Source organism: Desulfobacula sp., from assembly GCF_030611305.1.
Taxonomy (GTDB): Bacteria; Desulfobacterota; Desulfobacteria; order Desulfobacterales; family Desulfobacteraceae; genus Desulfobacula.
In genome coordinates this window covers 25097-44448 of the sequence record NZ_JAUWQB010000024.1, presented here as the reverse complement: position 1 = coordinate 44448, position 19352 = coordinate 25097, and the positions used below count along the sequence as shown (strand labels likewise).

The window sequence follows — 19352 nt, the reverse complement described above, 5'->3', positions numbered from 1 at the left end:
AGCAAAGGCTTTCTCGTTCGACTTGCATGTGTTAAGCACGCCGCCAGCGTTCATTCTGAGCCAGGATCAAACTCTCCAGTTATAATCCTATACTTACTAAACTCTTTATGGTCTTGTTTTAAGACCCGCTTCAAAATTTCTCACTGACCAATTTTCAAAGATCAAAACTTACATGTTCGTGATCACTCTTTATATGATCGACAAAAACCTAAATAACATACACGAGGTGTGATTTATTGTCAATTAATTTTTATAATTAATTGACAATAATTTTATGGTATTTTTTCTTTCCGGCTCTCAAAAGGATTTCATTATCTTTGATATCATCTTCTAAGATCATTTGGTCAAAAACTGCTATCCTGTTACCATTAATATAAGCCCCGCCCTGTTTGACAAGTCTTCTGGCATCTGATTTGGATTTACACAAACCAACGTTCATGAATAAGTCAACCACAGGTATTTTACCTATATCATTTTTAGTGTAGGATGAAGATGGTACAGAATTATCACTGGCAGCACAATGAGTTCCTCTTGGGATACTGCTGCCTGGCAAAAGATCCTTGGAGATCACTATGGATCCAAACATTGACACAGATGCCTGCAAGGCCTTGATAGCCGCATCTTCTCCATGACAAATTTTGGTAGCTTCATATGCCAGAATTGCCTTGGCTTTATTCAGATCAGCACCTTTCAGATGTTTTACCTGATTCATCTCTTCCATGGGAAGAAAAGTAAACAAAGCAAGAAATCTTGCAACATCTGCATCGTCAGCATTTACCCAGAACTGATAGTACTCGTAAGGAGAAAATTTTTCGGCATCAAGCCAGACTGCTCCCTTATGGGTTTTACCCATTTTTATACCACTGGCAGTTGTGATCAAAGGAAACGTAATCCCAAAGGCTTGTTTTCCCAATGTTCTTCGAATCAAATCAATGCCGGCAACAATATTGCCCCACTGATCAGAACCCCCCATCTGCAAAAAACAGTCATATGATTTACTAAGCTGCATGAAATCATACGCCTGAAGCAGCATATAATTAAATTCGATAAAAGTCAGTCCATCTTCAGAATCCATCCGGGCTTTATAACTTTCAGCCTTAATCATGCGATTGATACTGAAATGCCTGCCAATATCTCTTAAGAACGGAATATATCCAAGTTTTGTGAGCCATTGAGCATTGTCCAAAAGAAGCGCTTTGTCATCTGAAAAATCAAGGAAGCGGGCCAGTTGATTTCTAATTCCTTTTTTGTTTCCGTCAATCTGTTTCTGGGTAATGATTTTACGAAGTTCGGTTTTTCCGGACGGATCTCCGATTAAACCTGTTCCACCGCCAACCAGTGCAATGGGCCTGTGTCCATGTCTTTGCATATGGACTAAAGCCATTATACAGACAAGACTTCCAACATGAAGACTTGCTGCAGTTGGATCAAATCCAATATAACAGGTTGCCCTGTTATTGGTTAAATAATCTTCTAGTTCTTCCGTATTGGTGAGATCTTCAATAAATCCCCGTTCTTTTAATATCGACAGGACACTCATGTGCTCGTCACCCTTTACTTTTTAGTATATTCCACTGCCCTTGTTTCCCGAATTACAACGACCTTAACCTGCCCCGGGAATGTTAGATTTTCTTCAATTTGGCGGGCAATATCTCTGGATAGAAGCACAGCGCTTTCATCGGTAATCTTTTCACTCTCTACGATGACCCGGATTTCACGGCCAGCCTGTATAGCATACGTATTGACAACCCCGTTAAAAGAATTGGCAATGTTTTCCAAATCCTCCAACCGTTTGATATAATTTTCCAAACTCTCTTTTCTAGCACCCGGTCGTGCACCGGACAATGCGTCGGCTGCCTGAACAATGTAATCATAGACAGATTCCGGGATTTGATCTTCGTGATGAGCCGCAATGGCTTTTACCACGCTTTCAATCTCACCATACCTCTTGGCAAGTTTTGCACCGATGATAGCATGGGCACCATCCACCTCATGATCCACCGCTTTCCCAATATCATGCAATAATCCCATGCGTTTGGCCAGCTTAAAATCCAACCCCAGTTCAGCAGCAATAGCACCAGACAGAAAAGCAACTTCAACAGAATGCTGTAACACATTCTGGGCATAACTAGTTCTAAACTTGAGTTTGCCAATCACTTTAATCAGTTCGGGATCAATCCCATGTACACCCAAATCAAAAGCAGCCTGTTCTCCAGCTTCTTTAATGGCAACATCTACTTCTTCTGTCGCACGTTCGACCACATCTTCAATGCGTGCAGGATGAATTCTGCCGTCAGATATTAATTTTTCAAGTGAAAGCCTGGCAACTTCTCTTCGGACCGGATTAAATCCTGATAATATGACAGCTTCCGGTGTATCATCAATAATCAGGTCAATCCCCGTAGCAGCTTCAAGTGCCCTGATATTTCTTCCTTCCCGGCCAATAATTCTTCCTTTCATTTCATCCCCTGGAAGATGAACAACTGAGACCGTCCGTTCTACCACATATTCACCAGCATATCTTTGAATGGAAGTAGAGATGATCTTTTTGGCTTCTTTGTCTGCAGTCTCTTTGGCTTCACTGGTGATCTTTTTAATCAACTTGGCCCCTTCATGCCTGGCTTCTTCTTCCATGACCTTAAGCAAAAGATCCTTTGCTTCCTCCAGTGTAAGTCCTGACACCTTTTCAAGTTCTTTTTTCGTTTTTTCTAATAACTCTTTATAGTGGTCTTCCTTTTTAGTGGCAGAATCAAATCTTTTCTGGGCTTCGCTTTCTTTTTTTTGGACACTCTGTTCCCGTTTTGCCAACTGATCTTCAAGCTTATCAAACTTCTCACTTTTTTTAGACAGCCTTCGTTCTTCCTTTTTAAATTCAGAACGGGTTTCCTCAGTTTCAGAATCAAAATTACTCTTCATTTCAAGAAGCCTTGATTTTGCTTCCAGCTTGGCTTCTTTTAGTAAAGTTGCTGCTTTAGTTTTAGCCTCTCCGATTAAACGCACCTGCTCTTCTTCAATATTCAGGTTATCCTGAACCACCTTTTTTTTAAGAATAAAAAAGGCGACGACTCCCAATCCCAACAAAACAACAGCAATTGATGAGAGCATAACCGTATATTCCATTAAACAATTCTCCTAAAGTATATTAATAGCAACACATCATGTTGTAATTGTCTGATTTTATTCCCTGTTTTCATAAAAGCTTGCCTTTATAAAAAGATGCTTATAAAAATATGAAATGGGACAAAGGCTTGAGGAAGGACAAAACTAAAACGTATTAATTGTTACAATTACCCCCACAGACTGCCGTGTTGCTTGTTAAGGCTTTGAACCAAAGGTCCAAAAGTGGGCGTCCAATATTACCTTTAGGCTTTTCCTTACCAGGAGGAACTTAGCACACCAGTAAAAGTGTGGACTCCCTTTTTACTATGCGTTAGGACAAAGACTGTCATACAATCACGCACATTGCAGGGGTAAAAATTTATAATAATAAACACTTTTCGTTTTTTTCAATTCCCGTATCAATTTTTTTTATCAAGGATGAAATTCTGTTGTCTATCTCTTTTTCAAGTTCAGAGTGTTGCAATTTAAGCTCATGAAAATCCTTTGACAAATTCATGGCTGCCAATAACAATATTGCAATTTTATTTTTCCCTGAAGCCTTGTTTTGAAACAGTTTTTCAGCTTCTTTTATATATTTTTTTAAATATTGTGCAATTTGTTCCGGATTTTTAACCTGATCATCAGGCTTAAACCTAAACTCCTCTCCGAAAAGATCAATTACAACAATTTCATCCAATGTAATCCCTTTTGCGAACCCATTTCGGTCACATGTTTGATTAATAATCGCCTGGAGCGCTATTTGAAAAATAGTTCAGTTTTTTCAAAAGCCCATCAATTTTAGATTGAACCAAAGCCTCTTGTTCTGAAAATTGTTCTTCAGTTTCATTTTTCTTATCAAGTTCTGCTTCAAGATCCTTAATTTTTAAGATCAAGCCTTTATTTTCCTGCTGAAGCGTATGGCAAAGTTCTCTCATAGAATCGATTTTCCCATCGATATCATCAAACTTTTTTTTAATAAGATCATTACCCAAATTCATACTCTCACAAAGCTTATTGAAGTTCAGTATAATTCAAAATATTTCATAAAGTCAAGGCAATTCATTTGCCAAGTTGTTGGATCAGGTATTCAGCTTTGCCAAGCTCTTCAAGCGTATTCACACCTATAACTTGTTTTGGATCATCCATAGTGATTACAGCCATTTTTTCGTGTCTTTTTTGCGCTATCTCGACAACATCTGTCAAATAGTACTCTTTCTGATTATTATCGGGTTTTATTTCATCAATTACAGATATGAGGAGCTCCTTATCAAAACAATATATTCCTGCATTCACTTTTTTGATTTTTTTTTCATTTTCGCTGGCATCCGCCTCTTCTTTAATACAAAGCATATTATTCTGCTGGTCAAGAACAATGCGTCCATAACCGGTCGGATCATCTACATCAGTTGCAAGAACGGATACTTTGGCCTGATTCTGTTTGTGTCCATCCATCAGATTCCGAAGAGTACTCTCCTGTATCAATGGCACATCTCCGCATAATACCAGAACATCTTTAATACCGGGCTTCAATCCTGGAATTGCAACTTTAACCGCATCCCCTGTTCCGAGAAGCTCTTCTTGTACGGCATAATCTACCTTAAAAAACTTACCGACTTCATCTTTCACTTTCTGAGCCTGATAACCGACAACAACGACCACATTATCCCGAGCAATTTTTATTGCACACTCAACCACGTGGACAACCATACTTTTACTGGCAACCCTGTGAAGTACCTTGGCAATATCTGAATTCATCCTGGTTCCCTTGCCTGCAGCAAGAATAACAACCCCAACATCGTTATAAGCCATCACTATACCCGTAAATTATACTTTCTTTAAGAAAAACCTTATGCACACAATTCAAAAAAGGGAGTGCTCCAAACCACAGAAGCCCTCCCTTTTTTTATTTACCAATCCGTTTTCCGGATACTGTTATACGTTTAACTAAAGGTCACCTTATTTTGTCTCTTTAATTCTAAGCCTGTGTACTGCACGTTTCAAAGCTACTTCAGCTCTTACAAGATCCGTATCAGCAGCCTTGGCTGCAAGGCGGTTCTCAGCTCTTTCTTTAGCCTTTGTTGCCCTATCAATATCAATATCCTTTCTATACTCAGCAGACTCCGCAAGGATGGTCACCTTGTCCGGTAAAACTTCCGCAAATCCGCCGTTAATGAAAAGATATCTTTCCTTTCCTTTGGCGTCTTTGTACCGAAGTGTTCCAACCTTCAGTGATGTGAGGAATGTAGTATGCCCCTTAAGCGCACCAAACTCACCTTCTGAACCTGGAGCAACCACAATTTCAACTTCTTCACTGACAATTGCTTTCTGCGGCGTAACGACTTCAAGAAATAATTTCTCAGCCATGATATCCCTCCAGATGTTTAAGCAGATTTTGCCTTTTCAATGGCTTCTTCAATAGAACCCACCATATAGAAAGCATTTTCTGGAAGATCATCATGTTTACCATCAATAATTTCTTTAAATGATCTTACAGTGTCTTCAACCTTGACAAATTTACCCGGCATACCGGTAAATGTTTCTGCAACGGTGAAAGGCTGTGACAAAAATTTCTGTAGCCTTCTGGCTCTTTGTACAGTAACCTTATCTTCATCAGAAAGTTCGTCCATACCAAGAATTGCTATAATATCCTGAAGTTCTTTGTATTTTTGAAGTGTCTGTTGAACCACACGGGAAACATTATAATGTTCTTCACCGATATACGCTGCATCAAGAATTCTTGATGTGGAGTCTAACGGATCCACAGCAGGATAAATACCCAGCTCAGCAATCTGTCGGGAGAGAACAACCGTACCGTCAAGATGACCAAATGTGGTGGCTGGTGCAGGGTCTGTCAAGTCATCAGCCGGCACATAAACACATTGAACCGCTGTAATGGACCCTTTATCCGTTGAAGTAATACGTTCCTGGAGTTCACCCATCTCAACGGCAAGTGTCGGCTGGTAACCAACCGCAGAAGGCATACGACCTAATGTCGCAGAAACTTCTGCACCGGCCTGGGTAAAACGGAAAATATTATCAATAAATAAAAGCACATCCTGTCCTTCTTCATCACGAAAGTATTCTGCACAGGTTAATGCGGAAAGTGCAACCCTTGCACGTGCTCCGGGAGGTTCCGTCATCTGGCCATACACCAGTGCACATTTTGGAAGAACACCGGAATCTTTCATCTCATGGTAAAGGTCATTACCTTCACGGGTTCTTTCCCCTACTCCGCCAAATACGGAAATACCACCATGTGCTTTGGCTATATTGTTAACCATTTCCATCATAATAACGGTTTTGCCAACACCGGCACCACCAAACATACCCATTTTACCGCCACGGGGAAAGGGTACGAGAAGGTCAATAACCTTGATACCTGTTTCAAGAACTCTTACGGATGTATCCTGCTCTGTAAAGGCAGGTGCGTGTCTATGGATGGGAAGCATTTTTTCCTGGGAGATATCTCCCAGGCCGTCAACAGCTCTTCCCACAACATTAAGAATTCTTCCTAAAGATGCTTCACCAACAGGCATCATGATGGGAGCGCCACTATCTTTAACAGGCATACCTCTTTGAAGACCGTCGGTTATGTCCATACCAATACATCTGACTACATTATCACCCAGGTGCTGGGCCACTTCAACAATAAGATTGTCTTCCATGTCACTGATATTCGGATTCGTTATCTTTAAAGCTGTCAGAATCTTCGGAAGATTTCCGGGTTTAAACTCAACGTCGATAACCGCACCGAGTACCTGTGATATTTTTCCTATATTTTCAGCCATTTTTTTCTCCTTAAAGCTGTTTTTATATTAAGTCTATTTTAAATTTATCCCTTAAGTGCTTCCGCACCACCGACAATATCCATAAGGTCAGATGTAATGCCTGCCTGCCTTGTTTTATTGTATATTGTCTGAAGTTCTGAAACAATATCATCACATGCGCTGGTTGCATTATCCATAGCACGCATGCGAGCGGCATGCTCACTGGTAGACGTCTGAAGCAGTGCATCATATATCTGAATAAAAATATTCTTTGGCAGCATCTGACCCAGTAAAGCATCAGAAGAAGGTTCACAGATGTGTTCCGGAAGGAATTCACCCTCTTTGTCCTTTTCTTTTTCTTCTGCCACATCTTCAAGAGAAGGAATGGGAAGAATTTGCTTTATTGTCGCCTCTTGTCTTGCCAGATTTACGAAGTCAGAATAAATCAAATATACTTCATCAACAGCTCCTTCAAGGAAAGAGTCTATCAATTTTTGTCCTGAAGAGGATGCCACGCTGAACTCAATATTTCCACCCACAACACCGATGAATTCATCATCAATGGGCTGGGGTTGTTTTTTTGCCCAGTCTCTTCCTCTTTTACCAAAACAGATAAAAGAGACATCCTTGCCTTCAAATTCCGATACAATTAATTTTTGAGCTTTTGTAATTAAATGTACATTAAAACCGCCACAAAGCCCCCTGTCGGATGTACAGAGGATGAGCGCCACTTTTTTTACCTCATCACGGGGAACAAGCAAAGGACTCGCATTGTCACCTGCTTTGCCGGCAATACTTCCCAGAACCTCGGCGAATTTGCCGGCATAGGGCTTAAACTGCTCCATGCTGTTCTGAGCACCGCGTAATCGTGAAGTGGCGACCATTTTCATGGCAGAGGTAATCTGTCTAGTCTTTTTTACGCTGACTATTTTTGATTTTACTTCTTTTAAAGTTGCCATATGATCCTGCCTTTTTTGCCTATAAGTTAGTGAATTATTTCACAAAAAATTCCAAGTGCCTATACTGCATCCTTGAATTCTTCGTCATAGGCTTCAAGGCATTGTTTTAATTTGCCTTCTATTTCTTCTGTAATCTCTTCTTTTTCTTTTAAACCAGAAAAAATTTCAGGGAAACGATTTTCAACAAACGGATAAAGACCTTCTTCATATTTAGCAACGGCTTCTCTTGGATATTTATCAATATAGCCTTTGGTTCCAGCATAAAGGGCAGTTACCATTTTGTGCATTGGAAGCGGTTTAAACTGAGGTTGTTTCAAAAGTTCAACCAGTCTCTCACCACGGGTCAGCTGTTTTTGCGTTGCTTCGTCAAGGTCAGAGCCAAATGCAGCAAATGCTTCAAGCTCACGGAACTGGGCAAGATCAAGACGCAGGGTACCTGCAACCTGCTTCATTGCCTTTACCTGGGCTGCACCACCTACTCGTGATACAGATAATCCAACATCAACAGCAGGACGAATACCGGCAAAGAAAAGATCTTTATCAAGAAAGATCTGACCGTCTGTAATGGAAATAACATTGGTTGGAATAAATGCAGACACATCACCTTCCTGGGTTTCAATAATCGGAAGTGCGGTCAAAGAACCGGCACCCTCTGCATCACTGAGTTTCGCAGATCTTTCGAGAAGTCTTGAATGGTTATAGAAAATATCACCCGGGAAAGCTTCTCGTCCCGGAGGACGCCTTAGGAGCAAAGATACCTGACGATAAGCTGCTGCCTGCTTTGAAAGATCATCATAGACAATCAGGGCATGCTCGCCCTTATCCCTGAAGTATTCACCCATTGCACAACCAGCATAGGGAGCAAGATACTGCATGGCCGCAGCTTCAGAAGCAGATGCAATAACAACTGTTGTGTATTCCATTGCTCCATGCTCTTCAAGGGCTGCAACCACCTGGGCAACCGTTGATTTTTTCTGACCGCAGGCAACATAGATACATTTCATATCGGTTTCTTTTTGTGCAATAATGGCGTCAACGGCAATAGCGGTTTTACCGATCTGGCGGTCACCAATGATAAGTTCACGCTGACCTCTTCCAACCGGGGTCATGCCGTCAACTGCTTTTGCACCGGTGTAACAGGGTTCATGAACCGATTGTCTGGCAATAACACCGGGAGCAACCAATTCCACATTCATAACAGTTTCAGCGTTAATAGGACCTTTTCCGTCAACCGGTTCTCCGGTTGTGGTTACAACGCGTCCCAAAAGCGCTTCACCAACTGGAACCGATGCAATGCGTTCAGTTCTTTTAACAATATCACCCTCTTTAATTTCTTTATCATCACCAAGGATAGCAACACCGACATTATCGGCTTCAAGGTTCAATGCAAGCCCTAAAATCCCACCTGGGAATTCAACAAGCTCCATTGCTTTTACTTTTTCAAGACCATATACGCGGGCAATACCGTCACCCGCAGAAAGAACAACACCAGTTTCACTCAGGTCGACCTCTGCATCAAACCCTTTGATCTGGTCTTTTATTATTTGGCTTATTTCTTCTGCTTTAATTTCCATTAGACACTCTCACCTTTTTTTAAAGTTTCTCTCATATTCATCAGCTGAGTTTTTACGCTGCCATCCATAACAAGATCACCTATTTTAGTTACCACACCACCAATGAGGCTTGGATCCTGCTGAACATTCAGAACAATCGTTTTTCCGGTCTTTTTTGATAAAGATTCTTTAATCTTTTCAACTGCTTCCGATGACAACTGGGTTGCAGAAACGATGCTGGCTTTGACAACACCCTTAAGCTCATCTGCCAGATCTTTATAATATGAAGCAATTTCTCTTAAAAAACCGATTCTATTTTTATCAAACAAAAGAATCAGGAATGATTTCATGATGGCTGACAAATCAGTGGCAGCTAAAACTGCCTCCAGAACATTTTTTCTATCATTTTTGTTGAACAAAGGATTTGTTAATGCCTTTTCAAAACCTTCCTGTGTATCAAAGAGCCCGACAATAGAATCAAGCTCTGCATTGTATTGTTCTGCCTGGCCGTCTTCCTGGCCGATTAGAATCAATGCTTTGGCATAACGCCTGGAAACCGCTAAATTTTTCATTATGCCACCACCTTTTTCAAATATTCATCAACAAGTTTGTCCTGATCATCGGATGAAATGGAGGCAATAATCACTTCTTCAGCCTTTTCCATGGCTTTTTCAACAATTTGTTGCTGCAGTCTGGCTCTTGCAGACTTGAATTCCTGTTCGATATTGCGTTTGGCCATATCTTCAAGTTTTTCTGCCTGTTCCCCTGCTTCAGTAATAATTCTCTTTTTAGCTTCTTCACCCTGTTTAATATAATCTTCAACAATCTGTTTCGATTCCTGATCAAGATTTTTAAACTTGGTTTGATATTCGGCAAGTTTCTTTTCAGCATTTGCTTTTTTTAATTCAAGCTCATTAATCTCATCTTTAATACTTTTTGCACGGGATGAGAAAAACTGGGCAACAGGTTTTCTTGCAAGAAAAAATCCAGCAACAGCAAGAACCCCAAAATTCAATACTTTCCAGGTATCGACTTTAAGCCACGCATTGTGCACTCCACCGCCTCCGGAAGCTGCAAAAGCAATACCGGTTAAAACAAAAACAAGTATTGCCACAAAACCCATAACTTGAAGTTGTTTCTTTTTTAATCCTAATTTTTTCATTAGCAAGCCCTCCTCAAAATCTTTTCGCCTATGGCTTTGGCATATGCCTCCACTTCACCTTCAAGCGCTTTGCGGGCCTGCTCAGTCTCATCTGCCACCTGTTTTTTAATTTCGACAAGGTTGGCCTGAGCTTTCTTGTTAATTTTGTCGATTATTTCCTTTTCTTCTTGAGATGCTTCTTCTATAAAGGTTTCTTTCTCTTTCAAACCTTCTGTTCTGGCTTGTTTCAATCCATCTTTATATGCATCTTCTCCGGCGACAAGGTCTTTTGAGGCTTTTTGAGCCCCAATTTGCATACCTTCAATTTTCGCCTTTCTTTCGAGAAGAACATTACGGATTGGTTTGTACAGAACCAGATTGAGCACAAAAAGCAGAACCAGGAAATTGATCATCTGATATATCGCCGATATATCAGGAATCACAGTTATCATAAAATTCCCTCCGCCAGTTAAGAATTATAAAAAAAATCAGCTACTTATACCTAATTAACTGTTTTTACGCAAAAACAGTCTAAATTCGAATCAAATCGTGACTTGAGTACCATCCAGAAAATCATTTGTCAACATTGAAAAACAAAATATTTCAGGCTTTGCTAAGTAATCTTTTTAAGAAGTTTCTGTTGAACAAAAAGCTAAAAGGGTAATTTTTTTTCACAATCAGGGCTTACCCAAAAAGAGTTTTTATTCCGATAGTTTTATGATTAACCGGATGAAAATTTCCGCATACTGATATTTAAAAGAATGCCAAATCCCACCATGTTGGTGACGACTGATGAACCTCCATAGGATACAAGGGGCAAGGGAACACCGACAACGGGCATGAGTCCCATGACCATTCCGATATTAATAAATACCTGCCAGAAAATCATGATTGTAACACCAAACGCAAGAATAGAGCCAAACATGTTCCGGCAATTATATGCAATGTTCACCCCCCATAATAAAAGAAAAAAATAGAGGATTAAAAGGATGCTGCATCCCACAAGTCCCCATTCTTCGGCAAGAACAGATGCGATAAAATCCGTATGCTGTTCCGGTAAAAAGGACAAGGCACTCTGGGTTCCTTTTAAAAACCCCTTGCCTGTCAGCATCCCCGATCCAATGGCTATTTTTGATTGAATGATATGGTATCCCGCCCCAAGGGGATCTCTGTCAGGATTCAAAAATGTCAATATTCTTAATTTTTGATAGTCTTTTAATACAAACCAGACCAAAGGGACGGCAGCAAAACAGATGCCTGATAATGTAAAGAATACCTTTCGTTCCACCTTGACAAACAGGGTAATTGAGCCTGCGATTAAAAGTAAAAGCAGTCCTGTTCCAAGATCCGGCTGCTTCACTATTAAAACAAATGGGATTGCACATAAGATTACCGGTTTGATCAGTTTTCTGAAATTGAGTCCGGCCTGGGAAGCCGAAGTTGAATAGACAGATGAAAGGCTTATAATCAAGGCTATTTTCATCAATTCAGACGGCTGAATCCGGACAAAACCAAGAAGAAGCCATCGTCTAGATCCACCGCCAATCTGTCCAAAAAGAATAACACTTATCAAAAGTCCAACACAGAACGCATAAATAAACAGATTCAATTTATCCAGATCTCTAAAATCAATCAGCAGTGTGATCATCATTATAGTGAAACCCGCACCCATCCAGATCATTTGCTTTTTAAAAAGGATGTGGACAACACCTGCGTCTTGTCCGGCAGCCAGGGCACTGTATAAAATCACAAGACCCATAGAGCCGATCAAAAGGATTAATACAATAAATCCCCAGTCAAAATTCTCTATCAGCCTCCTGTCAAACATGGGCTACTCCGTTAATATTTCTTCTGTTGAAAAGTCTTGCGTATACTGCTCAATTAAAGCGCCTGCTATAGGTGCTGCCGTGGTTGATCCATGCTCTCCATGCTCAATAATCACAGCTATTGCGATAACAGGGTTTTCAGCAGGGGCATAACTTACAAACCAGGCATGATCCCGTAATGAATATTTCAGATCTTCTGTTTTTATTTTCTCATCTTTTTTAATACTAAAAACCTGGGCAGTTCCTGTTTTCCCTGCTATTTCAACATTTTTCAGTCTAATTCCTCTTGCTGTCCCCCTCTTACCCTGAACAACTTTTAAAAGCGCGGTTCTAACTATATGCAGTGTCTCTTTGCTTGCAGGCAGGCCGCCTGTAATTTGAGGCTCAATTTTCTTAACAATTTTTCCATGGCTGTCCTCAATAGTTTTGACAATTCTGGGCCTGTACAAGGTGCCGCCATTTCCCACAGCAGCCATCAAGACCGCCATTTGCAAAGGTGTAACCAGATCGTAACTCTGCCCTATTGCCACTGAAAGTGTTTCACCACCTTGCCAGGATTCATTGTATCGTTTCTTTTTCCAGGCCGAGGTTGGGATGAGTCCTTTTTTTTCGTTTCCAAGCATAATACCTGTTTTTTTCCCAAGTCCGCTACCCCTTGCATACTGTGCCAGTGCATCCACCCCTGTTGTGACTCCTGCCTGATAATAAAAGACATCACAGGATTGTGCAAGAGCGTCAATAATACTTAGCTCACCGTGCCCACGTTTATTCCAGCAACGATAAACTCTATTGCCATATTTGAAAAACCCCGGACAATATGTAGTGGTGTTTATATCAATATGTTTTTCTTCAAGTGCTGCAAATGAGGTAATTATTTTATACGTGGATGCCGGAGGATATTCTGCCTGAATCGCCTTGTTGATCATTGGTTTACCCGGATCAGTAATCAGCACTTTCCATTTTTTGCTGCTGATGCCACCGATAAAATCGTTTTGATCAAAATTTGGACTGCTTGCCATCACAAGAACATCCCCATTGTCAGGATCAATGGCCACGACAGCCCCATCCTTATTTTCAAGCAATTTTTGAGCTGTCTTTTGCAAATCAAGATCTAATGTAAGATTTAAATCGAGTCCTGCGACAGGATCAATAGTTCTCAAAATCTTAATCGTTCTACCGTTGGCATCAACTTCTATTTGTCTTCCGCCCCGTTTCCCCTGTAAATATTTTTCAAAACTTTTTTCAATACCATATCTGCCGATTAAGTCTCCTGACCTAACATTGGGATATTTACCACTTTTCAGTTCCTTCCTGTTTATTTGTCCTATATACCCTAAAATATGGGAGGCAGTTTTTTTATATATATAATGTCTTGTGGGCTCTATATCGATATGAATTCCTGGCAGATCAAATTTATGAGCTTCAACTATGGCAAGCTGCTCTCTTGAGATATCACTTTTTAATGTTACAGATTTGTAAAAGGTTCCCTTCCCTGCCCGGGCGATACTGTCCATGAGTTCCTGAAAAGGGACTTGGATCAATTCGGCAACCTTTTTAACAGTCTTTTTAACATCGCCTGCATCTTCACGAACTATTTTAAGGTTAAAAGAAGGTCTGTTATCAACCATCAGTCTTTTATTTCTGTCAAATACAAGACCGCGAGAGGGCTTAATACTTTTAAGACGCACGGCATTTTTTTCAGATAAAAGTCTGTATTCCTCACCTTTGATAATTTGAAGATATATCAACCGAAAAAACAAGCTGGCAAAAACAAACAGAACGCATACACTTGCGCCGATAAGTCTTTGCTTTATCCATTCTCTATCTGGATTTTTATTGAATTCGGTCAATCCTGCCCTCTATCTTTTTAAGTAATCTGTTTCGCAAAAATTTTGTTACAAAAATCCAATTCTGCCAGCAAATATTTACCAACCAGATACTGGGTGGGATAAAAATAAAACCCCAAAATGCCTGTCTTATCAGAAGGCCGAAATCGAATGTCCAGATGGTGTTGCTGCCTTGATTGATAAAGACTGAAAACAACAACAATCCATGCTGGATGAATACGGATACAAAGCTGATAATAAAAATAAAAATGATGCTTTTTTGAAAAAGTAATTGTTTAACCAAGGACACGATTATATAAATCCATAAATACGAAAAAATATGGTAGTAGAATGGAACACCGGAGATACTGTCCATGATGCATCCAATAATAATGATAGCGGCAACCATTGAATAGTGGGATGAAATAAGGCTTAAAAAAAGAACATCGATGATAAGCAGATCAAAACACTGATCAAACCAGGAAAAAGATGGCAGGACAATCGTTTGAAGGATAATTAAAAAAATCGTGAGAATGATGAAAAACAATGTATTCATTATTGGACCATTTCAAAATAATTCATCTATCGTTTTTAAACACTAGGACTTCTTCTATTCTGTCAAAATCAACGCTGGTCTCTATAGTGATATCCTGAAAAAGTTGAGAATGGACCTTTGTCACTTTTAAAATTCTGCCGATTTTAAGCCCTTTGGGAAACACTTGATCCAATCCGGAGGAGATAATCATTTCACCCTCTTTCATCTCATCTTTTCTTAATGCATATACAAAAGAACAATTGTCCTCATTGTTCCCTTTTACAATACCGCGAACACGGGAATTCTGGACAAGAGCATCAACAGCAGAGTTTCTGTCCGTAATCAAAAGAACTCTGGAATAATCGTTTGCAACTTTGATTGTTTGTCCGACAATTCCTTCGGAAACAACCACAGGACTTCCTTTCACAAGACCATCTTTTGCGCCCTTATCGATTATAATGGTTTTAAACCATGGAGATGGGTCCCTTGCAATAATTTGAGCTGCCACATAAGTGTCCAGAACCTGGCCCGTAAAATTAACAAATTTTTTAAGCCGGGTGTTTTCAAGTTCCAGCTCTTCATACCGATTTTTGATTTCTATTGCTTTCCCAAGCTGTTTTTTAAGTTCAATATTCTCTTTAACGGCAAGGACCGACATAAAGTAAGTGTCCCAGACATTCTGGGTAAAATGAATGGTCGTGGTGACTGCCTGTTGAACTGGAGAAGTAATGGTAATGAATAATCGCTCAATGCCGCTGGTCGGTATTGATTCCCTGCTGCTCATGGTCATTACGATAAAATTGATAGCAATAAAGAGAGCAACTCCAACAAAGATAAGCAATTTTTGTGAAAACATTAAATCAACTAATGGTTACTTCTTTCAAAATATCGATATTGTCGAGGACTTTCCCGCAACCAAGAGCAACAGTAGACAATGGATCATCGGCTATAACAATGGGAAGCCCGGTCTTTTCTTTAAGTAGTTTGTCCAAATTTTTCAGTAAAGCACCCCCGCCGGTTAAAATAATTCCGGAATCAACAATATCTGCTGCAAGTTCAGGAGGCGTCTGTTCAAGTGCAATACGAACCGTTTCAACAATTGCATCAATCTGTTCGGAAATGGCGATTCGAACTTCCTCAGAATCAATGGCAAGTATTTTTGGAATACCGGATACAAGGTCTCGGCCCTTGACCTCTATAGTTTCAAGATTTTCAAGATCAGGATATGCATTTCCAATAGTTATTTTGATTATTTCTGCGGTTCTCTCACCAATCAGAAGATTGTATTTTCGCTTTATATGCTGACTGATGGAAGCGTCCATCTTATCACCAGCAACCCTTAAAGATCTCGTATAAACAATACCGGAAAGTGAAATGACGGCTACTTCCGTTGTTCCGCCACCAATATCAACAACCATATTACAGATCGGTTCAGAAATGGGGAGGTCTGCACCAATTGCTGCAGCCATGGGTTCTTCAATTAAAAAAACTTCTCTTGCCCCGGCAGATTCTGCCGATTCTCTAACCGCTCTTTTTTCAACCTGAGTAATACCAGATGGTACTGCTATGATAATTCTAGGGCGGACAAGGGTTTTCCTGTTATTGTGAACTTTTCGAATAAAATGCTTTAACATCGCCTCTGTGACTTCAAAATCAGCAATCACACCATCCCTCATTGGCCTTATAGCGACAATATTACCAGGGGTGCGACCCAGCATTCTTTTTGCTTCAGTACCCACAGCAAGCACTTTGCTTTTTGCCGTTCTATCCGTTCTAACAGCAACAACTGAGGGCTCGCTCAATACAATTCCTTTTCCCTTAACATAAACAAGTGTGTTTGCAGTCCCAAGATCAATGGCCAGATCATTGGAAAACGCCCCAAGCAAAGAGTCTATTATAAAATTCATTTTACCTCTTCCAAGAAAAATATTTATACATTGTATTTAAACACAAAAGATCTTATCAAAGATTATTTGCTAACAAACTTAACAGTTTTTTACAAGTCCAAAAAGCCTTAGCACCACAATATTTCATATTAATTCAGAATATATTAAATCATGTATTTGCGGACGGAATTTTTTTATCCCCTCGTTTGATCTTAAAGGGTGTACTCTATTGGTTAAAAAAATAATTATCAATGATGTTTCAGGATCAATCCAGAAAGAGGTGCCTGTAAACCCAAGATGGCCCACAGATGAGGCTGAAAAAAATTGGCCGGAAGAAGAATTCTTTTTTGAGGGAGTATCAAATCCTGCAACCATATCATATTGATTGTTCTTTTGAACAAAGGTTTTTATAATATCCGGTGCCAATACCTTTGTTGATTTATTTAGCAATGCATTCAATATTTCACAGCAAAGTTTATATATTGAGCCGGCATCTCCGAAAAGTCCGGCATGCCCTTCTATCCCTCCAACAGCCCAGGCATTATCATCGTCTACTTCACCTTTCAAAACTTTTTTTCTCCAGGGACATTTCTGAGTGGCCACAATTTTTTGTCGATACTTGTTAAATTTTTCATTTTTTAGATTCAGATCTATAAAAAACAGATCATCTATTTCAAGGGGATAATAAATTTGCTCTGAAACAAACCGATCCAGTCTTTGGCCGGCTATTTTTTCAATTATCCATGACAGGACCATAAAGCCTAAATCACTATATATCTGGCGTTCGCCAATATTATTCTCAAGTGGTTCATGGACAAGAAGATGCCTAAGATATTGCCTTGGATTTTCATCTGTTTTTATAATTTTTCTAAAATACTCACGAAGGGCGGGAAACCCTGAAGTATGTCTGAGCAGCATATCAATGGTAATGTCTGCTTTGGGGGATGTTTTAAATTCTTTCAGAATTGATCCTGTCTTCTGGTCCAAAAAAACCTGATGTCTTTCAATGAGCTTAGATAAGGCCAGTGTTGTTGCCAGGGGTTTTGTCAAGGAAGCAAGATCGAAAATACTATCTTTTCTCATTTTTCTTTTTTCAAAAATATCAGCCATCCCATAAGATTCATGAAAGACAATTTTCTGGTTTGCGGCACATAATAGAACTGCCCCGGGGAAAACACCTTTTAAAATGGCCTGTTCCATCTCTTTGGAGATTCTGTCTTTGTCCATAAAAAATTAAATCCAGTGAATTCTTGAAGATATTGTATCCATCTTAATATAAGCTCCCATGCATAAAGATAAATTAACCTTTCCGTGGCCGGAATCCAACCCTGAAAGAATCGGAACATTGTATTCCTCAAATATTTCAGACAGTATCTCTTCTATATACTCATCATTGTCACATTTTTTAAAGGCCCCGGTAATCACTCCCCGTATCCCGTTAAACAGACCTGCCATTTTCATCTGTGTCAGCATCCGGTCAATTTTATAGGCTGGCTCTCCGATGTCCTCCAGAAATAGAACAGTGTTCTTAAAGTCCGGTTGGAATTTTGTACCCAGGAGATGGGATATGGTTGAGATGTTCCCTCCCTTTAATACGCCTGTACACTTACCGGGTTTGATAATTTGCCCGTCCATCACTTCGATTTTATCCAAAGAGCCCATTAGTGTTTTGTAAAACGAATCAATGGTTTTTTCAGGGGCACTGGCAAATGAAACCACATTGGGCCCGTGAATAACTGAATTTCCTGTTTCACCAATGATAGACAACAATATTGCCGTATTGTCAGAGAACCCGATAAACGGTTTGGGATTTTGTTTGATACAGTTCCAGTTTAAGTGATTCAGGATTCTCATCGCGCCAAAACCACCCCTGGCACAAATAATTCCATCTATATCCGAATCTGAAAAAAGTTTGTTGATCACATTTGCCCGAAGTACATCATCTCCTGCAAGATATCTCTTCTTTTTAAAAATCTCTTCGGGGACTTTAACCTCAAAACCCAAATTTTTAAGAACATGAATCCCCTTGTTTAATTTTTCAGTATCAAAGCGTGCGGACGGAGCACAGACACCTAATATATCCCCGGATTTTAAAGGAGTGGGTCTTTTCATACGATTGCTGATTTTCATGGTTTAATTTTACCCGTCTTCTCATTAATTCAATTTTCAGAGGAGCAGAAAAACAGCCTTAAAAATACCATTTTATTTCTTGTTAAGCTATTAAAAAACTTCATCCCTGTAGAACGACACAGACAGCAAGGCTTTAACCACATAAAATGTTTGTGTAGCTAAAGCCTTGGTTTCTGTCAATAAATACTTAAATATCAGCTTAAAACATTGCGTAACCTTAAAACAGAACAATTGGCATTCTTAACGATCTTCTGGGCACAGGTCTGTGAAAACGCCTCATTAACCTTGCGCCTGTGGTTATGATAAACCACAATTAAATCTGCCCCCCATTTATCTGCCATTTCCAGAATCACCTCATGATGCTTGCCAACCAGCACTTTGGCGGTGACATTGTCCCCACAGTTTTTATCCATGAATTCTTTTAATGCTTTTGCAAATTCTTTTTTGGCTTCGTTTTTCATTTCATCTGTAACAAAAGAGGCCACTATGGGCATACCAAATCCCGGCATCACGCTAACCAAATGAATATCGGCACCACTCAATCTGGCAATATCTGCTGCATTATCATATACTGCCTTTGATGTTTTTGGATAATCCACATCAATGGGTACTAGTATTTTTTTAAACATA

20 protein-coding genes, 1 rRNA gene and 1 other RNA gene are annotated in these 19352 nt (G+C 39.8%); all 22 read right to left on the bottom strand.

Annotated elements, in window-relative coordinates; translation table 11 throughout:
• A 16S ribosomal RNA gene (locus QAI40_RS06820) occupies positions 1-82 on the bottom strand; the annotation flags it as partial.
• 174 nt (positions 83-256) lie between these two features.
• Positions 257-1540 (bottom strand): tyrosine--tRNA ligase, encoded by a 1284-nt coding sequence (gene tyrS, locus QAI40_RS06815; protein ID WP_299979584.1) that lies wholly within the window; start codon positions 1538-1540, stop codon positions 257-259.
• A gap of 14 nt (positions 1541-1554) precedes the next feature.
• Complete coding sequence (rny, locus tag QAI40_RS06810; protein WP_299979586.1) at positions 1555-3120, bottom strand: ribonuclease Y; 1566 nt, start codon at positions 3118-3120, stop codon at positions 1555-1557.
• A 166-nt stretch (positions 3121-3286) separates the two neighbouring features.
• Positions 3287-3474: non-coding RNA, 6S RNA (ssrS, locus tag QAI40_RS06805), on the bottom strand.
• A gap of 4 nt (positions 3475-3478) precedes the next feature.
• The gene (locus tag QAI40_RS06800; protein WP_299979589.1) at positions 3479-3796 is read right to left on the bottom strand and encodes a cell division protein ZapA; all 318 of its coding nucleotides are present in this window, start codon (positions 3794-3796) and stop codon (positions 3479-3481) included.
• Between the two features lie 40 nt (positions 3797-3836).
• Positions 3837-4097, bottom strand: coding sequence for a DUF904 domain-containing protein (locus QAI40_RS06795; RefSeq protein WP_299979592.1), 261 nt, complete (start codon positions 4095-4097; stop codon positions 3837-3839).
• Between the two features lie 61 nt (positions 4098-4158).
• Positions 4159-4908: a sugar phosphate nucleotidyltransferase gene (locus tag QAI40_RS06790; protein WP_299979595.1), complete on the bottom strand. Its 750-nt coding sequence runs from the start codon at positions 4906-4908 to the stop codon at positions 4159-4161.
• Between the two features lie 147 nt (positions 4909-5055).
• A complete protein-coding gene (locus QAI40_RS06785) occupies positions 5056-5463 on the bottom strand; it encodes a F0F1 ATP synthase subunit epsilon (protein WP_299979598.1) in 408 nt (135 codons plus the stop codon).
• A gap of 17 nt (positions 5464-5480) precedes the next feature.
• A complete protein-coding gene (gene atpD, locus QAI40_RS06780; RefSeq protein WP_299979600.1) occupies positions 5481-6887 on the bottom strand; it encodes a F0F1 ATP synthase subunit beta in 1407 nt (468 codons plus the stop codon).
• Positions 6888-6931: 44 nt separating this feature from the next.
• Entirely contained in the window at positions 6932-7825 is an 894-nt protein-coding gene (gene atpG / locus QAI40_RS06775) for an ATP synthase F1 subunit gamma (RefSeq protein ID WP_299979602.1), read from the bottom strand.
• A gap of 59 nt (positions 7826-7884) precedes the next feature.
• The gene (atpA, locus tag QAI40_RS06770; RefSeq protein ID WP_299979605.1) at positions 7885-9399 is read right to left on the bottom strand and encodes a F0F1 ATP synthase subunit alpha; all 1515 of its coding nucleotides are present in this window, start codon (positions 9397-9399) and stop codon (positions 7885-7887) included.
• Positions 9399-9950 (bottom strand): ATP synthase F1 subunit delta, encoded by a 552-nt coding sequence (gene atpH / locus QAI40_RS06765; RefSeq protein WP_299979607.1) that lies wholly within the window; start codon positions 9948-9950, stop codon positions 9399-9401. The genes atpA and atpH overlap by 1 nt, the downstream gene beginning before the upstream one ends.
• Positions 9950-10540 (bottom strand): ATP synthase F0 subunit B, encoded by a 591-nt coding sequence (locus tag QAI40_RS06760; RefSeq protein WP_299979610.1) that lies wholly within the window; start codon positions 10538-10540, stop codon positions 9950-9952. The genes atpH and QAI40_RS06760 overlap by 1 nt, the downstream gene beginning before the upstream one ends.
• Positions 10540-10971 carry an ATP synthase F0 subunit B gene (locus QAI40_RS06755; protein WP_299979613.1) on the bottom strand — a complete coding sequence of 144 codons (432 nt, stop codon included), beginning with the start codon at positions 10969-10971 and terminating at the stop codon, positions 10540-10542. Before QAI40_RS06755 ends, QAI40_RS06760 begins: the two co-directional genes overlap by 1 nt.
• A 269-nt stretch (positions 10972-11240) precedes the next feature.
• Entirely contained in the window at positions 11241-12347 is a 1107-nt protein-coding gene (gene rodA, locus QAI40_RS06750; RefSeq protein ID WP_299979616.1) for a rod shape-determining protein RodA, read from the bottom strand.
• A 3-nt stretch (positions 12348-12350) separates the two neighbouring features.
• Positions 12351-14195 (bottom strand): penicillin-binding protein 2, encoded by a 1845-nt coding sequence (mrdA, locus tag QAI40_RS06745; RefSeq protein ID WP_299979619.1) that lies wholly within the window; start codon positions 14193-14195, stop codon positions 12351-12353.
• The gene (locus QAI40_RS06740; protein WP_299979622.1) at positions 14179-14727 is read right to left on the bottom strand and encodes a hypothetical protein; all 549 of its coding nucleotides are present in this window, start codon (positions 14725-14727) and stop codon (positions 14179-14181) included. The genes mrdA and QAI40_RS06740 overlap by 17 nt, the downstream gene beginning before the upstream one ends.
• Positions 14728-14749: 22 nt before the next feature.
• Positions 14750-15562, bottom strand: coding sequence for a rod shape-determining protein MreC (gene mreC, locus QAI40_RS06735; RefSeq protein ID WP_299979624.1), 813 nt, complete (start codon positions 15560-15562; stop codon positions 14750-14752).
• Positions 15563-15566: 4 nt separating this feature from the next.
• Positions 15567-16613, bottom strand: a complete 1047-nt coding sequence (locus QAI40_RS06730) for a rod shape-determining protein (RefSeq protein ID WP_299979626.1) — start codon at positions 16611-16613, stop codon at positions 15567-15569.
• A gap of 123 nt (positions 16614-16736) precedes the next feature.
• Positions 16737-17819 (bottom strand): serine hydrolase domain-containing protein, encoded by a 1083-nt coding sequence (locus tag QAI40_RS06725; RefSeq protein ID WP_299979629.1) that lies wholly within the window; start codon positions 17817-17819, stop codon positions 16737-16739.
• Positions 17820-17825: 6 nt separating this feature from the next.
• Positions 17826-18722, bottom strand: coding sequence for a S66 peptidase family protein (locus QAI40_RS06720; protein ID WP_304511522.1), 897 nt, complete (start codon positions 18720-18722; stop codon positions 17826-17828).
• A gap of 194 nt (positions 18723-18916) precedes the next feature.
• Positions 18917-19351 (bottom strand): universal stress protein, encoded by a 435-nt coding sequence (locus QAI40_RS06715; RefSeq protein WP_299979635.1) that lies wholly within the window; start codon positions 19349-19351, stop codon positions 18917-18919.
• Position 19352 lies beyond the last annotated feature (1 nt).

Excerpts from the sequence above, each read along its gene's own strand:
- QAI40_RS06785 (WP_299979598.1), bottom strand. The coding sequence starts at position 5,463 with ATGGCTGAGAAATTATTTCTTGAAGTCGTTACGCCGCAGAAAGCAATT.
- rodA (WP_299979616.1), bottom strand. The coding sequence starts at position 12,347 with ATGTTTGACAGGAGGCTGATAGAGAATTTTGACTGGGGATTTATTGTA.
- atpD (WP_299979600.1), bottom strand. The coding sequence starts at position 6,887 with ATGGCTGAAAATATAGGAAAAATATCACAGGTACTCGGTGCGGTTATC.
- tyrS (WP_299979584.1), bottom strand. The coding sequence starts at position 1,540 with ATGAGTGTCCTGTCGATATTAAAAGAACGGGGATTTATTGAAGATCTC.
- QAI40_RS06720 (WP_304511522.1), bottom strand. The coding sequence starts at position 18,722 with ATGAAAATCAGCAATCGTATGAAAAGACCCACTCCTTTAAAATCCGGG.
- QAI40_RS06740 (WP_299979622.1), bottom strand. The coding sequence starts at position 14,727 with ATGAATACATTGTTTTTCATCATTCTCACGATTTTTTTAATTATCCTT.
- atpH (WP_299979607.1), bottom strand. The coding sequence starts at position 9,950 with ATGAAAAATTTAGCGGTTTCCAGGCGTTATGCCAAAGCATTGATTCTA.
- QAI40_RS06760 (WP_299979610.1), bottom strand. The coding sequence starts at position 10,540 with ATGAAAAAATTAGGATTAAAAAAGAAACAACTTCAAGTTATGGGTTTT.
- QAI40_RS06715 (WP_299979635.1), bottom strand. The coding sequence starts at position 19,351 with ATGTTTAAAAAAATACTAGTACCCATTGATGTGGATTATCCAAAAACA.
- QAI40_RS06730 (WP_299979626.1), bottom strand. The coding sequence starts at position 16,613 with ATGAATTTTATAATAGACTCTTTGCTTGGGGCGTTTTCCAATGATCTG.
- QAI40_RS06725 (WP_299979629.1), bottom strand. The coding sequence starts at position 17,819 with ATGGACAAAGACAGAATCTCCAAAGAGATGGAACAGGCCATTTTAAAA.
- atpA (WP_299979605.1), bottom strand. The coding sequence starts at position 9,399 with ATGGAAATTAAAGCAGAAGAAATAAGCCAAATAATAAAAGACCAGATC.
- atpG (WP_299979602.1), bottom strand. The coding sequence starts at position 7,825 with ATGGCAACTTTAAAAGAAGTAAAATCAAAAATAGTCAGCGTAAAAAAG.
- mreC (WP_299979624.1), bottom strand. The coding sequence starts at position 15,562 with ATGTTTTCACAAAAATTGCTTATCTTTGTTGGAGTTGCTCTCTTTATT.
- rny (WP_299979586.1), bottom strand. The coding sequence starts at position 3,120 with ATGGAATATACGGTTATGCTCTCATCAATTGCTGTTGTTTTGTTGGGA.
- QAI40_RS06795 (WP_299979592.1), bottom strand. The coding sequence starts at position 4,097 with ATGAATTTGGGTAATGATCTTATTAAAAAAAAGTTTGATGATATCGAT.
- QAI40_RS06790 (WP_299979595.1), bottom strand. The coding sequence starts at position 4,908 with ATGGCTTATAACGATGTTGGGGTTGTTATTCTTGCTGCAGGCAAGGGA.
- QAI40_RS06755 (WP_299979613.1), bottom strand. The coding sequence starts at position 10,971 with ATGATAACTGTGATTCCTGATATATCGGCGATATATCAGATGATCAAT.